At 69.1% G+C, this 18,888-nt stretch carries 17 protein-coding genes; 5 read left to right on the plus strand and 12 right to left on the minus strand.

Annotated elements, in window-relative coordinates:
* Positions 1-8 precede the first annotated feature (8 nt).
* Positions 9-1,043 (minus strand): DUF2066 domain-containing protein, encoded by a 1,035-nt coding sequence (locus PotMrB4_RS21455; RefSeq protein WP_044414173.1) that lies wholly within the window; start codon positions 1,041-1,043, stop codon positions 9-11.
* A 229-nt stretch (positions 1,044-1,272) separates the two neighbouring features.
* Between PotMrB4_RS21455 and purM the strand changes: the two genes are divergently transcribed.
* The 4 genes from purM (at position 1,273) to PotMrB4_RS21475 (ending at position 4,107) form a co-directional block, all read left to right on the plus strand.
* On the plus strand, positions 1,273-2,331 hold the full coding sequence (purM, locus tag PotMrB4_RS21460) for a phosphoribosylformylglycinamidine cyclo-ligase (RefSeq protein WP_172434429.1): 1,059 nt from the start codon (positions 1,273-1,275) through the stop codon (positions 2,329-2,331).
* Positions 2,331-2,981, plus strand: coding sequence for a phosphoribosylglycinamide formyltransferase (gene purN, locus PotMrB4_RS21465; RefSeq protein ID WP_172434430.1), 651 nt, complete (start codon positions 2,331-2,333; stop codon positions 2,979-2,981). Before purM ends, purN begins: the two co-directional genes overlap by 1 nt.
* Before the next feature lie 11 nt (positions 2,982-2,992).
* Positions 2,993-3,703 carry a DUF3108 domain-containing protein gene (locus tag PotMrB4_RS21470; RefSeq protein WP_044414180.1) on the plus strand — a complete coding sequence of 237 codons (711 nt, stop codon included), beginning with the start codon at positions 2,993-2,995 and terminating at the stop codon, positions 3,701-3,703.
* A 131-nt stretch (positions 3,704-3,834) separates the two neighbouring features.
* The gene (locus tag PotMrB4_RS21475) at positions 3,835-4,107 is read left to right on the plus strand and encodes a Rho-binding antiterminator (protein WP_044414183.1); all 273 of its coding nucleotides are present in this window, start codon (positions 3,835-3,837) and stop codon (positions 4,105-4,107) included.
* 59 nt (positions 4,108-4,166) lie between these two features.
* Here the strand turns inward: PotMrB4_RS21475 and PotMrB4_RS21480 are convergent, their stop codons facing one another.
* The 5 genes from PotMrB4_RS21480 to cysM all read right to left on the minus strand — a co-directional run bounded on the left by PotMrB4_RS21480 (position 4,167) and on the right by cysM (position 10,391).
* Complete coding sequence (locus PotMrB4_RS21480; protein ID WP_044414186.1) at positions 4,167-4,706, minus strand: DUF2058 domain-containing protein; 540 nt, start codon at positions 4,704-4,706, stop codon at positions 4,167-4,169.
* A 20-nt stretch (positions 4,707-4,726) separates the two neighbouring features.
* Entirely contained in the window at positions 4,727-5,557 is an 831-nt protein-coding gene (gene mazG / locus PotMrB4_RS21485) for a nucleoside triphosphate pyrophosphohydrolase (RefSeq protein WP_044414189.1), read from the minus strand.
* 60 nt (positions 5,558-5,617) lie between these two features.
* On the minus strand, positions 5,618-7,867 hold the full coding sequence (relA, locus tag PotMrB4_RS21490) for a GTP diphosphokinase (protein ID WP_044414192.1): 2,250 nt from the start codon (positions 7,865-7,867) through the stop codon (positions 5,618-5,620).
* Positions 7,868-7,949: 82 nt separating this feature from the next.
* Positions 7,950-9,308, minus strand: a complete 1,359-nt coding sequence (gene rlmD, locus PotMrB4_RS21495; RefSeq protein WP_172434431.1) for a 23S rRNA (uracil(1939)-C(5))-methyltransferase RlmD — start codon at positions 9,306-9,308, stop codon at positions 7,950-7,952.
* A gap of 180 nt (positions 9,309-9,488) precedes the next feature.
* Positions 9,489-10,391, minus strand: a complete 903-nt coding sequence (gene cysM, locus PotMrB4_RS21500) for a cysteine synthase CysM (RefSeq protein WP_069562225.1) — start codon at positions 10,389-10,391, stop codon at positions 9,489-9,491.
* A gap of 199 nt (positions 10,392-10,590) precedes the next feature.
* Between cysM and PotMrB4_RS21505 the strand changes: the two genes are divergently transcribed.
* Positions 10,591-11,391: a tetratricopeptide repeat protein gene (locus PotMrB4_RS21505; protein ID WP_172434432.1), complete on the plus strand. Its 801-nt coding sequence runs from the start codon at positions 10,591-10,593 to the stop codon at positions 11,389-11,391.
* Positions 11,392-11,394: 3 nt separating this feature from the next.
* Here PotMrB4_RS21505 and PotMrB4_RS21510 read toward each other — a convergent pair whose 3' ends face one another.
* The 6 genes from PotMrB4_RS21510 to PotMrB4_RS21535 all read right to left on the minus strand — a co-directional run bounded on the left by PotMrB4_RS21510 (position 11,395) and on the right by PotMrB4_RS21535 (position 18,887).
* Entirely contained in the window at positions 11,395-11,739 is a 345-nt protein-coding gene (locus PotMrB4_RS21510; RefSeq protein ID WP_172434433.1) for a DUF3325 domain-containing protein, read from the minus strand.
* A complete protein-coding gene (locus tag PotMrB4_RS21515) occupies positions 11,736-13,250 on the minus strand; it encodes a PepSY-associated TM helix domain-containing protein (protein WP_172434434.1) in 1,515 nt (504 codons plus the stop codon). The genes PotMrB4_RS21510 and PotMrB4_RS21515 overlap by 4 nt, the downstream gene beginning before the upstream one ends.
* Complete coding sequence (locus PotMrB4_RS21520; protein WP_074971906.1) at positions 13,247-13,537, minus strand: iron transporter; 291 nt, start codon at positions 13,535-13,537, stop codon at positions 13,247-13,249. Before PotMrB4_RS21520 ends, PotMrB4_RS21515 begins: the two co-directional genes overlap by 4 nt.
* A 19-nt stretch (positions 13,538-13,556) precedes the next feature.
* Entirely contained in the window at positions 13,557-15,050 is a 1,494-nt protein-coding gene (locus tag PotMrB4_RS21525) for a class I SAM-dependent methyltransferase (protein ID WP_232060752.1), read from the minus strand.
* Between the two features lie 83 nt (positions 15,051-15,133).
* Entirely contained in the window at positions 15,134-17,392 is a 2,259-nt protein-coding gene (locus PotMrB4_RS21530; RefSeq protein ID WP_172434435.1) for a TonB-dependent siderophore receptor, read from the minus strand.
* A gap of 154 nt (positions 17,393-17,546) precedes the next feature.
* Positions 17,547-18,887 (minus strand): HAMP domain-containing sensor histidine kinase, encoded by a 1,341-nt coding sequence (locus tag PotMrB4_RS21535; protein WP_232060753.1) that lies wholly within the window; start codon positions 18,885-18,887, stop codon positions 17,547-17,549.
* Position 18,888: the final 1 nt, after the last annotated feature.

The raw sequence follows: 18,888 nt of genomic DNA on the forward strand, positions 1-18,888 counted from the left end.
CGGCATCCTTACCACTGGAAGCGCAGCGCATTCTGCCGTGGCACGACCTGCGGCGCAGCCCCCGGTGCAGCCGGTTGGGCCGCGTCCACCGGCGCCTGCTCGGCGGGCGACTCGGTCAACCCACTGAGGGCCAGCTGGGCACGCAGTTGGTCGACGCTGGCGCTGACGTGGAAGCGCAGGACATTGCCCTCCACCTGGTACAGCCGGGCCCCGAAGGGCTCCAGCGCGCGCGACAGCTCGGCGTAGCGGTCCAGGTCGGCGCCCTTCACTTCCAGCACCTGCTCCTGGCCGACGCCCGGCGCCACCACGAAACGCGGCGCCAGGCGCTGGCTCACGGCAAGCATCACGGCATCGGCCAGGGCCGCCGGATCGGCCGCCTCCAGGGTGCCCTGCTCGCGGCTGTCGCCGATCCACAGGTGCCAGGTGGCCTTCCACTTGCCATCCGCCTCGCTGGCCAGCACGGCGAGCAGGGCATCGGCACCATAACGCTCGGAGGCCGGGCGCAAGGCTGCCGGGTCGGCGGCAGTCAGGTTCTCCGGCGTCGCCGCCAGTTGCTCACTGAGGTCCGCCAGCGGCAGGCGCAGCGGCAGTCCACGGTGCTGGGCGGCATCACGCAGAGGGGCGGCGGCGGTCTGGGCGTCGCCCACCAGGCTGGCGCCCTCGGCCGCCTGGTTCAGCCACCAGGTCAGGATCGCCGGGCGGTTGGCACTCCACAGGCCGATGCCGGCCTGGCGGAAGGTGCGATCGGTGGTCACCGGGTCGAAGTCCACCTGTAGCGACTGCCCCTCGTAGCCGAACTGGCTGATCAGTTGCTGCGGGTTCTTGCGCACCTCGGCCAGCGCCGGGTTGTTCAGCGCCTTGGTGTCGCCGGTCAGGCGGATCACCAGGGTTTCCAGCGCGCGGTTCAGCGCCTGGTCGCGCTCCTCGGGTTGCTGGGACAGCACCGGCTCGCGCACCTGATAGAGGCTGGCGACCGTTTCGGCATGGGCCAGCGGGCTGAGCAGCGGCAAGCAGACCAACAACAGGCGGGCGATCAGGCGCATGGGGGGACTCTCGACGAACGGATGGAGCGGCCGGGGCCGCATCGGGAAGGGCTATACCTTAAACAGGCCCATCCTGGCCGGCAACGGGCGGCGCCCGGCGGTGCGGGCTTTTCCCCTGCGCGACCGCTGCCGATGGCCGCTACAGGCCAACCCTGATAAAATCGCGCGCCTTCGCGAACCGGCCCTTGTGGCCGGTCGACCCACGAATTTCCCCTAAAGGCCTGGATCTATGAGCAAGCAACCCTCCCTGAGCTACAAGGACGCCGGTGTGGACATCGACGCGGGCGAAGCCCTGGTCGAACGCATCAAGGGCGTGGCCAAGCGCACCGCCCGCCCTGAAGTGATGGGCGGCCTGGGTGGCTTCGGCGCCCTCTGCGAGATCCCGGCCGGCTACAAGCAGCCCGTGCTGGTCTCCGGCACCGACGGCGTCGGCACCAAGCTGCGCCTGGCGCTGAACCTGAACAAGCACGACAGCATCGGCCAGGACCTGGTCGCCATGTGCGTGAACGACCTGGTGGTCTGCGGCGCCGAGCCGCTGTTCTTCCTCGACTACTACGCCACCGGCAAGCTCAACGTCGACGTGGCCGCCACCGTGGTCACCGGCATCGGCGCCGGCTGCGAACTGGCCGGCTGCTCCCTGGTGGGTGGCGAGACTGCCGAGATGCCCGGCATGTACGAAGGCGAGGACTACGACCTGGCCGGCTTCTGCGTCGGCGTGGTGGAAAAGGCCGAGATCATTGACGGCTCCAAGGTTCGCACCGGCGACACCCTGATCGCCCTGCCCTCCTCCGGCCCGCACTCCAACGGCTACTCGCTGATCCGCAAGATCATCGAAGTCAGCGGCGCCGACATCGAGAACGTGCAGCTCGACGGCAAGCCCCTGGCCGACCTGCTCATGGCCCCGACCCGCATCTACGTCAAGCCGCTGCTCAAGCTGATCAAGGACACCGGCGCGGTGAAGGCCATGGCCCACATCACCGGCGGCGGCCTCACCGAGAACATCCCGCGCGTACTGCCCGAGGGTGCCCAGGCCGTCATCGACGTCGCCAGCTGGACCCGCCCGGCCGTATTCGACTGGCTGCAGGAGAAAGGCAACGTCGATGAGCGCGAGATGCACCGCGTACTTAACTGCGGCGTCGGCATGGTCATCTGCGTGGCCCCTGAGCAGGTCGACGTGGCCCTGGAAACCCTGCGTGCCGCCGGCGAAAAGCCCTGGGTGATCGGCCAGATCGCCGCAGGTGCCGAAGGCAGCGAGCGCGTCGTGCTGAACAACCTGAAAGCCCACTGATGACCGACCGCTGTGACGTGGTGGTGCTGATTTCCGGCTCCGGCAGCAACCTGCAGGCCCTGATCGACAGCACCACCAGCGCCGGGCATCCGGCGCGAATCCGCGCGGTGATCTCCAACCGCGCCGATGCCTACGGCCTGGAGCGTGCGCGCCAGGCCGGCATCGAAACCCGTGTACTGGACCACCGCGAATTCGACGGACGCGAGGCCTTCGACCAGGCCCTCGCGGCACTGATCGACAGCTTCGCCCCGCACCTGGTGGTCCTGGCCGGCTTCATGCGCATCCTCAGCACAGGCTTCGTGCGCCACTACACCGGCCGCCTGCTGAACATCCACCCCTCCCTGCTGCCCCGCCACAAGGGCCTGCACACCCACCAGCGCGCGCTGGAAGCCGGCGACGCCGAGCATGGCTGCAGCGTCCACTTCGTGACGGAGGAACTCGATGGTGGCCCTCTGGTCGTACAAGCGGTAATCCCGGTAGAGTCTGGCGATTCGCCAGACACCCTGGCCCAGCGGGTGCACGCCGAGGAACACCGTATCTACCCGCTGGCCGTGCGCTGGTTCGCCGAAGGTCGTTTGCGCCTCGGCGAGAACGGCGCCCTACTGGACGGCCAAGCGTTGCCCCCTACCGGGCAGCAGTTGCGTAACTAGGAGATTTGCCAATGCGTCGTGCTGTGCTGTTGCTCCTCGCCCTCTTCACCCTGCCGGTCACTGCGGCCGAGCTGAAGCCGTTCAAGGCCAGCTACACCGCCGACTGGAAGACCATGCCCATCAGCGGCAGCGCCGGCCGCTCCCTGAAGCAACTGGACGATGGGCGCTGGCAGCTGGATTTCGAGGCCTCCATGCTGGTGGCCAGCCTGAGCGAAGTCAGCGTATTCCGCCTGGACAAGACCACCTTCCTGCCCGTTACCTACCGCTTCAACCGCAGCGGCCTGGGCAAGAGCAAGCAGGTCGAGCTGGACTTCGACTGGGGTGAGAAGCAGGTCATCGGGACCGACCGCGGCAACCAGGTGCGCCTGCCCCTGAACCGCGGCATGGTCGACAAGTCCACCTACCAACTGGTGCTCCAGCGCGACGTTGCCGCCGGCAAGAAGAGCATGAGCTACCAGGTGATCGACGGCGACGAAGTGGAAACCTACGACTTCCGCGTCCTCGGCCAGGAGCGCGTGGACACCATGGCCGGCAGCGTCGATGCCATCAAGGTCGAGCGCGTGCGCGACCCCACCCAGAGCGCCCGCAAGACCACCCTCTGGTTCGCCAAGGACTGGGACTACCTGCTGGTGCGCCTGAACCAGGTGGAGAAGGACGGCAAGGAATACCAGATCATGCTCAAGGAAGGCAGCGTCGACGGCCGCGAGGTCAAGGGCAGCTGAGCCACCACGCCACCATCCCAGAAGCCGGGCCCCGCGCCCGGCTTTTTATTGGGCGCCCCACCGCAAGGCCGGGCTGGCAGCCACGCCGGACGGGTATAGGATGTCGGGGCACAGCCCTTGAGGATGCCCTCATGACCCCTTACCTGCCCCTTTCCTGCGAGCTGTACGACTACATCGAACTGGCCTGCCTGCACCGCTACCAGTTGCTCATCGAACTGGACGACGGCCGCCAGCTGGAAGCCCGCGCCATGGACACCGAGACCGACCGCAACAAGGACGAATTCCTGCTGGTACACAGCGAGGCCGGGCGCGAGCGCTTGCGGCTGGACCAGATCGCCGCCATCACCCCGCTGACCGAAGGCGCGCACTTCGGCCGGGTGCTGCTGGGCAACCAGGTCTGCTGAAGATCCCCCAGCCATGAAAAAGCCGGGCATTGCCCGGCTTCTTCCCATTCAACCCGCACTCACCACATCAGGTCGTCCGGCACCTTGTAGGCGGCGTACGGATCGTCCTCGTCCACCTCTTCGGAGGCGACGTTGAGCAACACGATGCGACGCGGGTCGCGCTCCTGGATGCGCAGGGCGGCATCACGCGGGATCACCTCGTAACCGCCGCCGTGCTGGACGATGGCCAGCGAGCCACGGCTCAGCTTGTCGCGCATCAGGTCATTGACGGCGATGCGCTTGACCTTCTTGTTGTCGACGAAGTTGTAGTAGTCGTCGGTGGTCAGCTTGGGCAGGCGGGTGCGTTCGATCAGTTGCTTGACCTGCGCTGCGCGGGCCTTCTGGTCGGCCTTCTCCTGCTGCTGGCGATTCAGCTCCTGGTCCTTGGCCAGCTTCTCGGCCTGGGCCTGGAGGGTGGCCTGGCGCAGGCTGTCGTCCTTCTCTACCTGGTTCTTCTTCTCCAGGCGTTGTTGCTTCTGCTGTTGCTTACCGGCCTGCTTGGCCTGCTTTTCACTGACCAGTCCGGCTTTCAGCAGCTGGTCACGAAGGGAAAGGCTCATGGGTCGTTCAGTCTCTCTGCTTAGCAGCCAAGGGTGGCTTTTTCCTGTTTCTTGGCCTCGCCCCAGAGGGCGTCCAGTTCATCCAGGGTGCAATCTTCAATGGGACGACCCGCTTCGCGCAATGCCTGTTCGATATAGCGGAAGCGCCGCTCGAACTTGGCGTTGGCCGAACGCAGTGCCGTCTCGGGGTCGACCTTCAGGTGACGGGCGAGGTTGACCGCAACGAACAGCAGGTCGCCCAGTTCCTCGGCCACTGCCTCGGGGTCGTTCTCGCTCATGGCTTCGAGGACCTCGTCCAGCTCCTCGCGGACCTTGTCCACCACCGGCAGCGCCTCGGGCCAGTCGAAGCCCACCTGGGCCGCGCGCTTCTGCAGCTTGGCCGCCCGGGACAGGGCCGGCAGCGCGCTGGGCACGTCGTCCAGCAGGGAGAGCTGCTCCGGGGCGGCGGCCTGCTCGGCGCGCTCCTCGGCCTTGATCTCCTCCCAGCGCTGCTTGATGGCGGCCTCCTCCAGGCGTGCCATGTCCGGGGCGCCGTACAGGTCGCCGTCGGGGAACACATGGGGATGGCGGCGCACCAGCTTGCGGGTGATCGCATCGACCACCGTGGCGAACTCGAAGCGGCCCTCCTCCTTCGCCAGCTGGCTGTAGTAGACGACCTGGAACAGCAGGTCACCCAGCTCGCCGGGCAGGTGGGCGAAGTCGCCCCGCTCAATGGCGTCCGCCACCTCGTAGGCCTCTTCGAGGGTGTGCGGGACGATGCTGGCGTAGTCCTGCTTCAGGTCCCAGGGGCAGCCGTACTGCGGGTCACGCAGCCGGGCCATCAGGTGCAGCAGGTCATTGAGTTGGTACATGGCAGATCCAGTGGTTGAACCCGGCGCGACCTGAACGTCACGCGCGAATCGCGCAGCGGTTCAGGCTGCGCGATTACGACGGGCCTCGATGATATTGGGCAGCTGGGCGATCTTCGCCAGCAGGCGGCCCAGGGCGTCCAGCCCCGGGATCTCGATGGTCAGCAGCATGGAGGCGGTGTTGTCCTCCTTGTTCGAGCGGGTGTTCACCGCCAGCACGTTGATGCGCTCGTTGAGCAGCACCTGGGACACGTCACGCAGCAGGCCGGAACGGTCGTAGGCCTTGATGACGATGTCCACCGGGTAGGTCTGCACCGGCACCGGGCCCCAGCTGACCTGGATCATCCGCTCGGGTTCGCGGCTGGCCAGCTGCAGCGCCGAGGCACAGTCCTGGCGGTGGATGCTGACGCCACGACCGAGGGTGATGTAGCCGACGATCGGGTCGCCCGGCAGCGGCTGGCAGCAGCCGGCCATCTGGGTGAGCAGGTTGCCGACGCCCTGGATCTGCACGTCGCCGCGCTTGCCCGGCTTGTACTGTCCGGTGGAGCGGCGGGGGATGAGCTCCAGCTGCTCGCTGGTGCCGCGCTCCGGCTCCACCAGTTGCTGGGCGTTGCTCACCACATGGGCCAGGCGCAGGTCGCCGGCCCCGAGGGCCGCGTGCATGTCCTCGGCGGTGCGCAGGTTGCACTTCTCGGCGAGCTTCTCGAAGTCCACCGGCGGCAGCGCCAGGCGCGCCAGCTCGCGCTCGAGCATGGCCTTGCCGGCGGCGACGTTCTGGTCGCGGGCCTGAAGCTTGAACCAGTGGACGATCTTCGCCCGCGCCCGGGAGGTGGTGATGTAGCCCAGGTTGGGGTTGAGCCAGTCGCGGCTCGGCGAGCCCTGCTTGCCGGTGATGATCTCCACCTGTTCGCCGGTCTGCAGGCTGTAGTTCAGCGGCACGATGCGCCCGTTGATCTTCGCGCCCCGGCAGTTGTGGCCGATCTCGGTGTGCACGCGGTAGGCGAAGTCCAGGGGCGTGGCGCCCTTGGGCAGGTCGATGGCGTGGCCATCGGGGGTGAACACGTAGACGCGGTCGGGCTCGATGTCGACCCGCAGCTGCTCGGCCAGCCCGCCGATGTCGCCCAGCTCCTCGTGCCACTCCAGCACCTGGCGCAGCCAGGAGATCTTCTCTTCGTAGTGGTTGGAGCTGGTCTTGACGTCGGTGCCCTTGTAGCGCCAGTGGGCGCAGACACCGAGTTCGGCTTCCTCGTGCATGGCGTGGGTGCGGATCTGCACCTCCAGCACCTTGCCGTCCGGACCGATCACCGCCGTGTGCAGGGAGCGGTAGCCGTTCTCCTTGGGGTTGGCGATGTAGTCGTCGAATTCCTTGGGAATGTGGCGCCACAGGGTGTGCACGATGCCCAGCGCGGTGTAGCAGTCGCGCACTTCCGGCACCAGCACGCGCACGGCGCGCACGTCGTAGATCTGGCTGAACTGCAGGCCCTTGCGCTGCATCTTCCGCCAGATGGAATAGATGTGCTTGGCACGCCCGCTGATGTCGGACTTGATGCCCGCCGCCGTGAGTTCCTGGCGCAGCTGGTTCATCACGTCGGCGATGTACTGCTCGCGGTCCAGGCGGCGCTCGTGCAGCAGCTTGGCGATCTTCTTGTACTGGTCCGGCTCCAGGTAGCGGAAGGACAGGTCCTCCAGCTCCCACTTGATGTGGCCGATGCCCAGGCGGTGGGCCAGGGGCGCGTAGATGTCGAACACCTCGCGGGCGACGCGGTGGCGCTTCTCCTCGTCGGCGTTCTTCACCTCACGGATGGCGCAGGTGCGCTCAGCCAGCTTGATGAGGGCGACGCGCACGTCGTCGACCATCGCCACCAGCATCTTGCGCAGGTTCTCCACCTGGGTCTGGGTGCCCAGCACCATGGACTGGCGCGGGTTGAGGCTGGCACTGATGGCGGCCATGCGCAGCACGCCCTCGATCAGCTTGGCGACCACCGGACCGAAGCGCTGCTGCACGTCGGCCAGGGGGATCTTGCCCTCGCGCACGCCGCGGTAGATCACCGCCGCCACCAGGGACTCCTGGTCGAGCTTGAGGTCAGCGAGGATCTCGGCGATCTCCAGGCCCGTCTGGAAGCTGGAGGTGCCTTCGGCCCAGAGGTTCTGCGCGGCGTTGGCCTGCTGCTCGGCATCGCGGGCGAACTCGCAGGCCTGCTTCAGCACGGCGCGGTCCAGCACCGGATCGAGACTGAGCACATGGTCCAGCCATGCCTCGAGGTTGATACTGCCGTCGGTGTTGACCGGCTGTTGCGCTCTGACCTGTACCATCTTGCCTTACCTTCCCTACGGCGCATGCCAGCGCGCCGAATGATCGCCAGCCTCTCTGGGCCAGTCGGATTACGCGAGCGTCCTAGCCCGCCTCGAATAACGCCATGGCCTCCACATGCGCCGTCTGCGGGAACATGTCGAGGATGCCGGCCGTCCTCAGCCGGTAGCCCTGCCGGACCAGCTCGGCGCTGTCGCGCGCCAGGGTGGCCGGGTTGCAGGACACATACACCACCCGCTTCGCCTTCAGTTCGCCCAGGTGGCGAGCCACCTCGAACGCCCCGTCACGCGGCGGATCCAGCAATACTGCATCGAAGCCCCCGGTCGCCCAGGTGGCTTCGGCCAGCGGCTTCGACAAGTCGGCCGCAAAAAAGTGCGCGTTGCCCAGGCCGTTCGCCCGGGCGTTGTCGCGGGCCCGCTCGACCATCGCCTCGACGCCTTCCACCGCCACCACTTCGCGGCTCATCCGCGCCAGCGGCAGGGCGAAATTGCCCAGCCCGCAGAACAGGTCCAGGACCCGCTCGTGATCCTGGGGTGCCAACCAGTCTAGCGCCTGGCGGACCATCGCTTCGTTGATCCAGGCATTGACCTGGACGAAATCGCCCGGGCGGTAGCCCAGCGCCAGGTCCCACTGTTCCAATCGGTAACCCAGCTGCGCGTCGGCGTGGTCCGGCTGCGGCTCGCCCGCCCCCTGCAGCCAGAGCAGCGCCTGGTGCTCGGCGCAGAACGCGCGCAGGCGTGCCAGGTCGCCGTCGACCAGCGGTTGGGTATGGCGCAGCAGGAGGGAAGAGGCGGTGCCGTGAAAGAGCTCGACGTGTCCGATCGCTTGCGGTCTTTCCAGGCCGGCCAGCAGGGGCGGTAACGCACGCAGGATCGTCTGCAAGGGCTGTACCAGCACGGCACAGTCCTGCACGGCGACGATGGACTGGCTCGCCGCAGCGCGGAAACCCACCTCCAGGCGCGCGGCCTTGGCGTCCCAGCGCACCGCCACGCGGGCGCGACGCCGGTAGCCGAACTCCGGCCCCACCAGCGGCGCGGCCCAGGTTTCCGGCACCAGGCCGGCGAAGCGCTCCAGTTGCTCGGCCAGCGTGCGCTGTTTCAGGGCGAGCTGGGCTTCGTGGGGCAGATGCTGGAGCGAACAGCCGCCGCACTGGCGGGCATGAGGGCACGGCTCGGCGCGACGCTCCGGGCTGGCCCGCAGGATACGCTCGGCACGGGCCTCCACCACCTGGCTGCGGGCACCCAGCACCCGCGCCTCGACGGACTCGCCCGGTAGGGCGCCGTCGACGAACCAGGTGCGCCCCTGCTCGAAGGCGATGCCCCGGCCGTCATGGGCCAGGCGCTCCACCTCCAGGGTCTGCTTCTTGCCCACCGGCACTGCCGGCGCGGCCTGGCGCTTGCCGCCCCCGCTCTGGAAGCGCAGCCCACCGTTACGCTTGGACATCGGGCCTCCGTAGCGGCAGGTGCATGCGCAGCGGCACCAGCACGCTCGGCGCGCAGCGCGAGAGCACCGGCAATGCCGGCACGCGGCTGACCCCGAGCACGGGCGCGGTGGACAGGTGAATGCGATAGGCCCGGAGCGAGTAACGCCCCGGGCGAAGGTCAGGACGGGAAATCGGAGTCATCACGGGCGCGCGTCGTACACACCGGTGGACAGGTAGCGATCGCCACGGTCGCAGATGATCGCCACCATCACGGCGTTCTCCACCTCGCGGGACAGGCGCAGCATGGCCGCCACCGAACCGCCGGAGGACACGCCGCAGAAGATGCCTTCCTCGCGCGCCAGGCGGCGCATGGTGTCCTCGGCCTCGGACTGGGCCATGTCGACGACGCGGTCCACGCGCTCGGCCTGGTAGATCCTCGGCAGGTATTCCTGGGGCCAGCGGCGGATGCCGGGGATGGCCGAGCCTTCCTGGGGCTGCAGGCCGACGATCTGGATCGCCGGGTTCTGCTCCTTGAGGTAGCGCGAGGTGCCCATGATGGTGCCGGTGGTGCCCATGGAGCTGATGAAGTGGGTCACGGTGCCCTGGGTCTGGCGCCAGATCTCCGGGCCGGTACCCACGTAGTGGGCCTCGGGGTTGTCCCCGTTGGCGAACTGGTCCAGCACCTTGCCACGGCCTTCGGCCTGCATGCGCTCGGCCAGGTCGCGGGCACCTTCCATGCCCTCGTCCTTGCTGACGATGATCAGCTCGGCGCCGTAGGCGGTCATCGCCGCCTTGCGCTCGGCGCTCATGTTGTCCGGCATGATCAGGATCATCCGGTAACCCTTGATCGCCGCCGCCATGGCCAGGGCGATGCCGGTATTGCCGGAGGTGGCCTCGATCAGCGTGTCGCCGGGCTGGATGTCACCGCGCAGCTCGGCACGGGTGATCATCGACAGGGCCGGGCGGTCCTTCACGGAGCCGGCCGGGTTGTTGCCTTCGAGCTTGACCAGGAGGGTGTTGCGGGTGTCGCCCCCCAGGCGCTGCAGGCGCACCAGCGGGGTGTTGCCGATGCAGTCGGCGATGGTTGGGTACTGCAGGGTCATGGCGGTTCTGCGATCCAGACTCAGAGGGGCGCCCATGATACCGGCAAACCCCTCTACGCCATATCGCACAAGCGTTTCCGCTTATGGCTTAGCGCTATATCCATGGAACGGAATGGCATTTGGAAAGGCTGCGCCCGTGGTTTTACAGCACAAATGGAAATGAATACTATTCGCCGCCTTTCCCCTGGCCATGCCGCCCATGTCCCTCACCCTGACCCGCACCGACATCCTCGACCGCGAGGCCCTGCAGCAACGCCTGGCCAGCGAACCGCGCCAGGCCGCCAGCGCCGTGCTGGCCGCCGCCCGTGAAGGCGTGGTGCCCGCGCAGACCCTGCTGGGCCAGCTGCTGCTGGACGGGCGCGGCATCGAGCGCGACCCGGCGCTGGCGCGGCAGTGGTTCCGCATCGCCGCCGCCCAGGGCGACCCCATGGCCCACAACATGCTCGGCCGCTGCCTGGAACAGGGCTGGGGCGGCGAGGTGGACCTGCCCGGCGCCGCCCGGGCCTTCCGCCAGGCCATGGAAGCCGGGCTCGACTGGGGTTGCTACAACTACGCCCACCTGCTGGCCGCCGGACGCGGCGTGGCGAAGGACCCGGCCCAGGCCCTGGCCCTCTACGAGCGCGCCGCCGCCCAGGGCCACGCCAAGGCGATGAACTTCGCCGGGCGCTTCCATGAAGAAGGCATCGGCGTGCCCGCCAACCCCGAGCGCGCCCACGCCTGGTACCGGCGCTCCGCCGAAGCCGGCGACTTCCGTGGCCAGTTCAGCCACGCCACCGTGCTGGCCGACCAGGGCGACCTGGCAGGCGCCCTGCACTGGCTGCGCCTGGCCCTGGCCGGCGGCAACCTCAACTTCCTCCGGGAAAGCCGCGCCCGCCTCGCCCAGGCCCGGCACGCCGACATCCGCGCCCTCGCCCTGCCCTATTACCAGCGCGCCGCCGAACTGGGCGACGACAGTGACCGCCAGGCCCTGGAGGCCTACCAGCAGGGCAGCGCGGGCTGAGGTTCAGGACAGCCCCTGGACCACGCCCAGGACGGCCATCACCGGCAGCCAGCCCAGCGGCAACCACGCCGCCAGCCTGGGCCGGTAGGGCAACAGCAGCGCCAGCAGCAACCCAGACAGGGACACCAGCCCGAACCAGGCCACCGGCCCCATCGCCCAGCCCCAGAACGCCGCACTCGCCGGCAAGGCCAGCGCCAACAGGCACCAGCCCGCCGCCCGCAGGCCACGCCGCAATGCGGGCGTCGGTTCACGCTGCCACACCTGGCGAAAATGCCGGGGCAGGCCCAGGCACAACGCGGCCATTCCGCCGTGGGCCAGGCCCGCCGCCACGCTCAGCATCAGGCTCATCCCTGCACCTCCGCCTTCGGGCGGCGCACCCGCACCGGGCGCACGGCCGCCGGCTGCTGCACGCGCCAGGCACACCCGGCCAGCAACAGGCCGATGGCAACGGCCGTCACCTCCAGCATGCCGCGGGTGAAATCCCCTGCCCCGCTGCCGGTGGCCCAGCCCAGCAACGGCACGCCCAGGCACAGCGCCGCGCCACAGCCGAGCTGCTCGCTCCAGCCCCGCGCCCCGGGCCGCCACACGGCGTGGACCAGGCAGGCCAGCCAGAGCAGGAAGAACACCCGCACCTCCCACTGCGCGCGCCCGGCCAGCGCCAGCGGCAGCAGGCGGTTGGCCCACAGCAGCCCCACGCAGGCCACGCCCAGGCCGGCCACCGCCGCCAGGTTCAGCGCCGCCACCAGGCGCGCGCCCATGCCAGGGCTGGCCTGGCGCCGCTGCTTCACCTCGTAGAGCAGCAGGCCGGTGGCGATCATCACGCAGCCGCCGAGCCCACAGAGGAAGTACAGCCAGCGCATGGGGTAGCCGCCGAACTGGGCGAAGTGCAGGCCCATGATCACCCGGTGGGTCAGCACGCTGGCGCGCATGGCCGGCGGCGCCTGCAGCAGCGCCCCGGTCACCCCGTCGAAGACCATGTTCTGCCCCTTGGTCAGGGCGATGCGGTTGCCCAGCACCCGCCGCACTTCCACCCGGGCATCGCTGCGCCCGGGATGGCGGATCACCACGCCGCCCACCGGCCCCATCTGCCGCTCGGCCTCGGCCAGCATCGGCGCCAGCGCGGCCAGAGGGGCCGGCTGCGTCTGGCCACGGGGCGGGTGGGCCTCCTCGGTGCCGGACTGGGCGTGGAAGTACGCCTCGACGTCACCGTCGAACAGGCTCTCCAGCGCCGCCGGCATGTAGATCAGCAGGAAGATCGCCAACCCGGTGTAGGCGATCATCAGGTGGAACGGCAGCAACAGCACCGCCGTGGCGTTGTGGGCATCCAGCCAGGAGCGCTGGCCCTTGCCGGGGCGGAAGGTGAAGAACTCCTTGAAGAACTTCTTGTGGATGACGATGCCGGTCAGCAGCGCCACCAGCATGCCCAGCGCCAGCAGGCCCACCACCCAGATGCCGAGCATGCGCGGCAGGTCGAGGGTGAAATGGAAGCGGAAGAAGAACAGCCCGCCGGCACTGTCACGTTGCGGCAGCACCTCCCCCGTCGCCGGGTCCAGGGCCACGCCACCGCCGTGGCGACGCTCGCCCGCAGAGACGGACAACCCCGGCGAACGCTCGGTGGGCAGGTTCAGGGTCCAGGCCCGTGCCTCGGGATGGTGCTGCCGCAGGTAGGCCAGCCCGCGCTCGGCGGCCTCGGCGGTGGACACCGGGGTGTCGCGCACCTCCGGGTGCATCCAGTGATCGATCTCCTGGTCGAACACCGCCAGCGTCCCGGTGAGGAACACCGCGAACAGCAGCCAACCGGCCAGCAGGCCGCCCCAGGTGTGCAGCCAGGCCATGGACTGGGTGAAGGTCTTCTTCATGCCAGCCACTCCAGCAGGCGCGGCCAGAAGCCCAGGGCCGCCAGCGGCAGCGCCGGGGCCAGCCCCAGCCAGGCACGCAGGGCGGTGCGGGCGGCGAAGGCCCAGCACACCGCCAGGGTGTAGACCACGAAGCACGGCAGGCTGGCCACTAGCAACGCATCCACCGGGTGCAGCGGCAGCAGCCGCGCCAGCGCGGCGGTGAAGGCGTAGGTGAAGGCATAGCCGCCGAGCAAGGCGGCCACCACACGCGAAAGGACCGGCGCCCAGGCCGGCAGGGACAGGGTCATGAACAGGCTCCTCACGGGGTCATGGCACCACGCCCAGTTGCCGCCAGACCGGCAGCACGGCGTGTTCGAACTGGTTCAGCTGTGCGTCGTCCACCTGCACCTGCCAGCCCTCGCGGCGCAGCAGGGCCAGGCCGGTTTCGCGCAGCAGGCCGCCGCGCAGGCCTGGCAGCTCCAGCAGCACCCGCGCCAGGGCCATCTGCTGCGCCGTCGCGGGGATGGACGCACCCAGGCTGGGCGCCACCAGGTGGCGATAGCCGGCCCCGGCCAGCGCCCCTTCGGCCAGCAGGCGGTTGAGCCGCTGACCGGCCTCCACTGCCACCGGCCCCGGCGTCAGCGGGTGGGCATGCCCGGCCCAGGCGAGCATCTGCAACGCCCGGTTGAGCTGGCCGAGCTGCGGCGCCAATGTCGGCCGCCGGGCCAGCTCGGCGAAGCCCTGGGGCCCTTCGGCGAGGGCCTGCAGCAACGGCGAGAACAACGACGCCTCGCCCTCCACCGGGCCGATGCGGGTGTCGAAGCGCAAGCCACCCCGGGTCGGCGCCCCCGGCAATGCAGCCCAGCACCCGTCCAGCAGCGCCTGACGGTGGGCCGCCGGCGTGAGAGGCCGGCCCGCGCGCTGGTAGAGGTCGCGCCGCTGGGACTGGTTACGCGCCAGGTCCTTGGCCGTCTCGCGGGCCTCGGTCGTCTGCAGCGCCTCCAGCAGCGGCAGGCAGGCGCTGGGCACCGACAGCGCGTCGATGTTCTCCAGCGGCACGGCACTGCCGGCATAGTCCAGGCCGATCGCCGCGAACTCGCCCATCACCTGGGTCACCGGCAGGGGCTCCCAGTGTTCGCAGAGCAGTTCATGGGCAAGCTGGGCCAGGTCCTCCGGCTCGCCGGCATCCAGCCGCCGGGCCACGTCGGGGTGCTCGACGAAGTAGCCGGCCCCCGCCGCCTGCCAGCCACGCAGGGCGGCGAAGGCACTGCGCAGGCGTTGCGTCGGTGTGCCAGGTGCCTGCCGGGCGTGCTGCCAGATGAAGCGCTGCGCCGCACGGAACGCCGACAGGCCCGGCTCGGTCATGTAGCCCAGGTAAGCCACGCCACCGGGCCGCAGGCGCTGTTGGATAAAGCTGCGGATGGCCGCCCGGTTGGCCGGCGACACCCAGGAATAGACGCCGTGCAGGACGATGAAGTCGAAGCCCTCGCCCAGGTCCTGCCCGACCAGCCCGTCGAACGCCGCCTCGACGAAGCGCAGGTTGCCGAGCCCGGCACGGGTGGCCAGGTCACGTCCGTGGGCGATGTGCCGGGGATTGAAGTCCACCGCGACGAACTCGCCGGCCGGGTTGGCCGCTGCCAGCAGCAGGCTGCCCAGCCCCTGGCCGCAGCCCAGCTCGCAATAGCGAAAGCCCCGGGACAGGTCCGGGGCGCTGCGCCCGAGGGCGGTGAGGGTGGCCACCATCCAGCTCGGTGCGAGTTCCGGCTGGATCAGGTGGGGATAAGGGGCATCGGCCAGGTAGCCGTCGTGCCAGAGGCTCATGCGCTGCATCCATCATGAAAAGGCCCCGCCGGAGCACCCGGCGGGGCATGGGCCCGCCGTTTCCGGCAGGCCAGGAGCCCAGGTCAGAACGAGGCGGTGACGGAGGCGAAGTACGACCGGCCCGGTTCGTTGTAGGTGTTGGCGCCGGCGTCGCTGGCGTTGCCTTCGCGGTAGATGCGCTTGTCGAACAGGTTGTTGATGCCCAGGCGCACGCTGTAGTTCTCGCTGAACGCGTAGCCGGCGCTGACGCCCATCAGCCCGTAGGGGTCCACGTCCTTCTGCGCGGTGGTGGCGTAGGCCTGATTGGTGCGCTGGTTGAGCGAGGGCGCTTCCTGCTTGCCGTAGTAGGTGCCGCTGACCTGCAGGGAGAGCTGCTCGGTGGCGTACCAGTCCAGGGTGGTGTTGACGGTGTACTCGGGGATGATGCTCAGCGGCTCGCCGGTGTCGCGGTCCTCGGACTGGATCATGTAGGTGAGGTTGGTGTTCCACTCCAGGCTCGGGTCGAGGGCGATGAACAGGTTGCCCTCGATGCCTTCCACCACCGCCTTGCCGGCGTTCTCCCACTGCTGCACGCGACGGCCATTGGCCAGGCGGTAGGTGAAGTTGTTGCTGCCGACGATCTTGTTCTTGTAGTCGTTGCGGAAGTAGGTGGCGCTGGCGCGCCATTGCCCCATGTCCAGGGCCAGGCCGATTTCCTTGTTGATGCTGGTTTCCGCCTCCAGGTTCGGGTTGCCCACCAGGTAGCAGCCGCCGCTGTTGGTCTGCCCGGCGTTGCAGCCGTTGCCCATGCTGTAGAGCAGGTAGTTGGGGTTGGACTGGTAGAGGTTGGGCGTCTTGTAGGCGCGCGCGATGCCGCCCTTCAGGGTCAGCTCATCGGTGAGCTTGTGGGAGGCGTTGAGGCTCGGGCTCCAGTTGCCGCCGAACTCCTCATGCTGGTCGTAGCGCAGGCCCGGGGTGACGGTGGTGCGGCTGTCCAGCTCGATGTTGTCCTCGGCGTACAGCGCGTAGCTGCGGGCGTCGGTCTTGGTATTGCCACGGCTGAAGCCGGGGATGGGCGGTACACCGGCGCTGCCCGGGTCGAAGGTCTGGGCACGCAGGGAGCCCGGGTCGTTGAGGACCTCGTAGAGGTACTCGCCCCCCAGGGTGAGCATCTGCTCGAACCCCAGGCTCAGGGGCAGGTTCACCTCGCCGCTGGCCCGGGTGTTGCGCAGGCGCGAGGTGAAGGCACCGGCACCGTTGGCAGGCGCGCCTTCGGAGCTGCCGGCCAGGCCTTCGTTGAGGCGCCAGTTGCGGGTGTAGTCGTAGGCCAGGCTGGCCTTGGAGGTGCCCCACTCGAAGTCGCCGTTGTGGGTCAGCGAGTAGGCACTGCGCTGCATCACGTTGGTTTCCGAACCCACCAGGCCGCTGACGAAGGCGCCGCCGTTGTTGAGCATGGTGTCGCCGGCAAAGATGTTGCCCTGGCGGCTGTAGCTGGCCTCCAGGTCGAGGCTCTGCTCGGGGTTGAGCTGCCAGCTGAGCAGGCCGTTGACGTCCTTGTTGCGCACGCCTTCACGGCCCGCCACCAGGGAAGTGGGGTCGCTCTGGTGGCCGGCGTTGAGGTCGGCGTCGTCGGCATCGGTCTTGCTCATGCCGCCGTACACGCGGAAGGCCAGCGCGTCGTTCAACGGGCCGCTGAGGTTGAAGTTGGTGCGGCGGCTGGCGCCCTCGGCATCGTCCTCGGGGAGCTGGGTGAACACGGTCATCGAGCCGTGCAGTTCCTGGGTGGGGCGCTTGGTGATGATGTTGACCACGCCGCCCATGGCGCCGGAGCCGTAGCGGGCAGCGGCCGGGCCACGGAGGATCTCGATGCGCTCGACTTCCTCGGCCGGCACCCAGTTGGTCTCGCCACGGGTGTCGCGGTCGCCGTTCCAGCCGTAGCGCACGGCATTGCGCGAGGTGGAGGGCTTGCCGTCGATGAGGATCAGGGTGTTTTCCGGGCCCATGCCGCGCAGGTCGATCTGGCGGTTGTTGCCACGGTTGCCGCTGGTGCTGTTGCCGGTGAGGTTGACCCCCGGCTCGCGGCGGATCACGTCGGACAGGTCGTTGGCCGGCGGACGCTTGCGGATGTCCTCGGCGGTGATGATGGATACCCCCGGGGCCTGCTTCAGCTCCTGCTCGGCGGTGCCGATCACGCGGGTTTCCTGCAGCTCCAGCGCCTGCTCGGCGGCTTCACCGACCTTTGCCCGGGCCTGCTCGGCGACGTCGTCGGCCAGCTCCAGCGTCTCGGCCTGGACCCAGGCCGGCGCGGAGGCGGCTAGCAGGGCCAGGGCGAAGGGGTTGAGGGTGAATCGCGGCTGCGTCATGGGGCACTCCTTGGGCAATCGGGCAGTCACGTGGGACGGGGCATGCCGATGCAGGCGGAGCGACCGCGCTGGTCTTCATTTGGCAGGCCCGAGTCGGACGCGGGTCGGCGCAAATGGTATTTATTCTTATTTGGCAGTAAAGATCATTTACAAACTATACATTTGCCAAACGCAGGCACAGGCGCAGGCCCCGCGCGCCGTTCTCCGCCCACAGGTCACCGCCCTGTGAGCGCAGGGTGCCGCGGGCGATGGCCAGCCCCAGACCGAAGCCCTCGCCCCCCGGGCGGGCACTGCTGAGGCGGGTGAAGGGCCGGAAGATGGCTTCCAGCTGGGCCGGGTCCACGCCGCCGCCCTCGTCCTCCAGCCACAGCTGCCAGTGCTCGTCCCCGCGCTGTGCACCGAGGCGGATCGTGCCGTCCGGCGGGGAATGGCGGATGGCGTTGCGCAGGCCGTTCTCCAGGGCCTGGGCCAGGCCGTTGAGGTTGCCGTGGACGCGGCAGTCCGTCGGCAGCTCGCAGCGCAGGCGCTCCGGCGGCCAGCCGCTTTCGAAGCAGGCGTCCTCGCTGAGCACGGCCCAGAGCGAGGCCACGTCGATCACCTCCCGTGGCAGCTGCGGGCGCTCGGTGTCCAGCCACACCAGCTCCAGGGTGTCGTCCACCAGTTTCTGCATGCACTGCACCTCGCGCTCCAGGCGCTGGCGCAGTTGGCCGATCTCCAGCTCGCTCTCCCCCGCCACCCGCAGCCGGCTCAGCGGCGTGCGCAGCTCGTGGGAGAGGTCGCAAAGCAATTGGCGCTGGTGCTCCACCGTGGTTTCCAGGCGCTCGGCCATGTGGTCGAAGGCCCGGGCCAGCTCGCCCAGCTCATCGCGACGGCGGCTGACCTCGGGTGAAACCCGGGTGGACAGGTGGTTGCCGCGCAGCGCGTTGGCCTGCTCGCGCAGGTGACGCAACGGGGCGAGCAGCAGGCGGTACAGCCCGACGCAGAGGAGGAAGGCCAGGGCCCCCGGCACCACGCCGTGGATCACGAAGCGCGCCAGCAGGCTGAACCCGCCGGGCAGGTAGCGCTCGGGCAGGCGCATCACCAGCTGGCCGGCATCCGGTGCCTCGGGGAACGGCAGGCTGAGGATCGGCAGCCCGCCACTGCGCTTGCTCATGGGCCAGTCGACGCGCCGCATGAAGGTCAGGCGCCCGTACTCCTCCACGCTCAGCGGGCGGCTGCCGAGGCTGCGCAGGTCGGGCCCCACCACCACGGCCCAATCCGGTTCGCGAGCCTGGTGGCGCTCCAGCCAGCGGTCCACACCAGCTTGGCCGTCGCGCCGCCAGGCCTGCTCGGCCTCCGCCGCGTAGCGGTTGAGCCGGGTCTGGGCAGCCTCGGTGAGGTGGTAGCTCTGCAACTCGACGTACTCGCCCCAGGCGCGGGCGAGCCAGATCACCAGCACGCTGAAGGCCACCAGCAGCACCGCGAGGGGCCAGAACAGCGAACGCCGCCCGGGCATG

It is taken from the genome of Metapseudomonas otitidis (assembly GCF_011397855.1).
Lineage (GTDB): Bacteria > Pseudomonadota > Gammaproteobacteria > Pseudomonadales > Pseudomonadaceae > Metapseudomonas > Metapseudomonas otitidis.

Excerpts from the sequence above, each read along its gene's own strand:
- PotMrB4_RS21455 (WP_044414173.1), bottom strand. The coding sequence starts at position 1,043 with ATGCGCCTGATCGCCCGCCTGTTGTTGGTCTGCTTGCCGCTGCTCAGC.
- purM (WP_172434429.1), top strand. The coding sequence starts at position 1,273 with ATGAGCAAGCAACCCTCCCTGAGCTACAAGGACGCCGGTGTGGACATC.
- purN (WP_172434430.1), top strand. The coding sequence starts at position 2,331 with ATGACCGACCGCTGTGACGTGGTGGTGCTGATTTCCGGCTCCGGCAGC.
- PotMrB4_RS21470 (WP_044414180.1), top strand. The coding sequence starts at position 2,993 with ATGCGTCGTGCTGTGCTGTTGCTCCTCGCCCTCTTCACCCTGCCGGTC.
- PotMrB4_RS21475 (WP_044414183.1), top strand. The coding sequence starts at position 3,835 with ATGACCCCTTACCTGCCCCTTTCCTGCGAGCTGTACGACTACATCGAA.
- PotMrB4_RS21480 (WP_044414186.1), bottom strand. The coding sequence starts at position 4,706 with ATGAGCCTTTCCCTTCGTGACCAGCTGCTGAAAGCCGGACTGGTCAGT.
- mazG (WP_044414189.1), bottom strand. The coding sequence starts at position 5,557 with ATGTACCAACTCAATGACCTGCTGCACCTGATGGCCCGGCTGCGTGAC.
- relA (WP_044414192.1), bottom strand. The coding sequence starts at position 7,867 with ATGGTACAGGTCAGAGCGCAACAGCCGGTCAACACCGACGGCAGTATC.
- rlmD (WP_172434431.1), bottom strand. The coding sequence starts at position 9,308 with ATGTCCAAGCGTAACGGTGGGCTGCGCTTCCAGAGCGGGGGCGGCAAG.
- cysM (WP_069562225.1), bottom strand. The coding sequence starts at position 10,391 with ATGACCCTGCAGTACCCAACCATCGCCGACTGCATCGGCAACACCCCG.
- PotMrB4_RS21505 (WP_172434432.1), top strand. The coding sequence starts at position 10,591 with ATGTCCCTCACCCTGACCCGCACCGACATCCTCGACCGCGAGGCCCTG.
- PotMrB4_RS21510 (WP_172434433.1), bottom strand. The coding sequence starts at position 11,739 with ATGAGCCTGATGCTGAGCGTGGCGGCGGGCCTGGCCCACGGCGGAATG.
- PotMrB4_RS21515 (WP_172434434.1), bottom strand. The coding sequence starts at position 13,250 with ATGAAGAAGACCTTCACCCAGTCCATGGCCTGGCTGCACACCTGGGGC.
- PotMrB4_RS21520 (WP_074971906.1), bottom strand. The coding sequence starts at position 13,537 with ATGACCCTGTCCCTGCCGGCCTGGGCGCCGGTCCTTTCGCGTGTGGTG.
- PotMrB4_RS21525 (WP_232060752.1), bottom strand. The coding sequence starts at position 15,050 with ATGAGCCTCTGGCACGACGGCTACCTGGCCGATGCCCCTTATCCCCAC.
- PotMrB4_RS21530 (WP_172434435.1), bottom strand. The coding sequence starts at position 17,392 with ATGACGCAGCCGCGATTCACCCTCAACCCCTTCGCCCTGGCCCTGCTA.
- PotMrB4_RS21535 (WP_232060753.1), bottom strand. The coding sequence starts at position 18,887 with ATGCCCGGGCGGCGTTCGCTGTTCTGGCCCCTCGCGGTGCTGCTGGTG.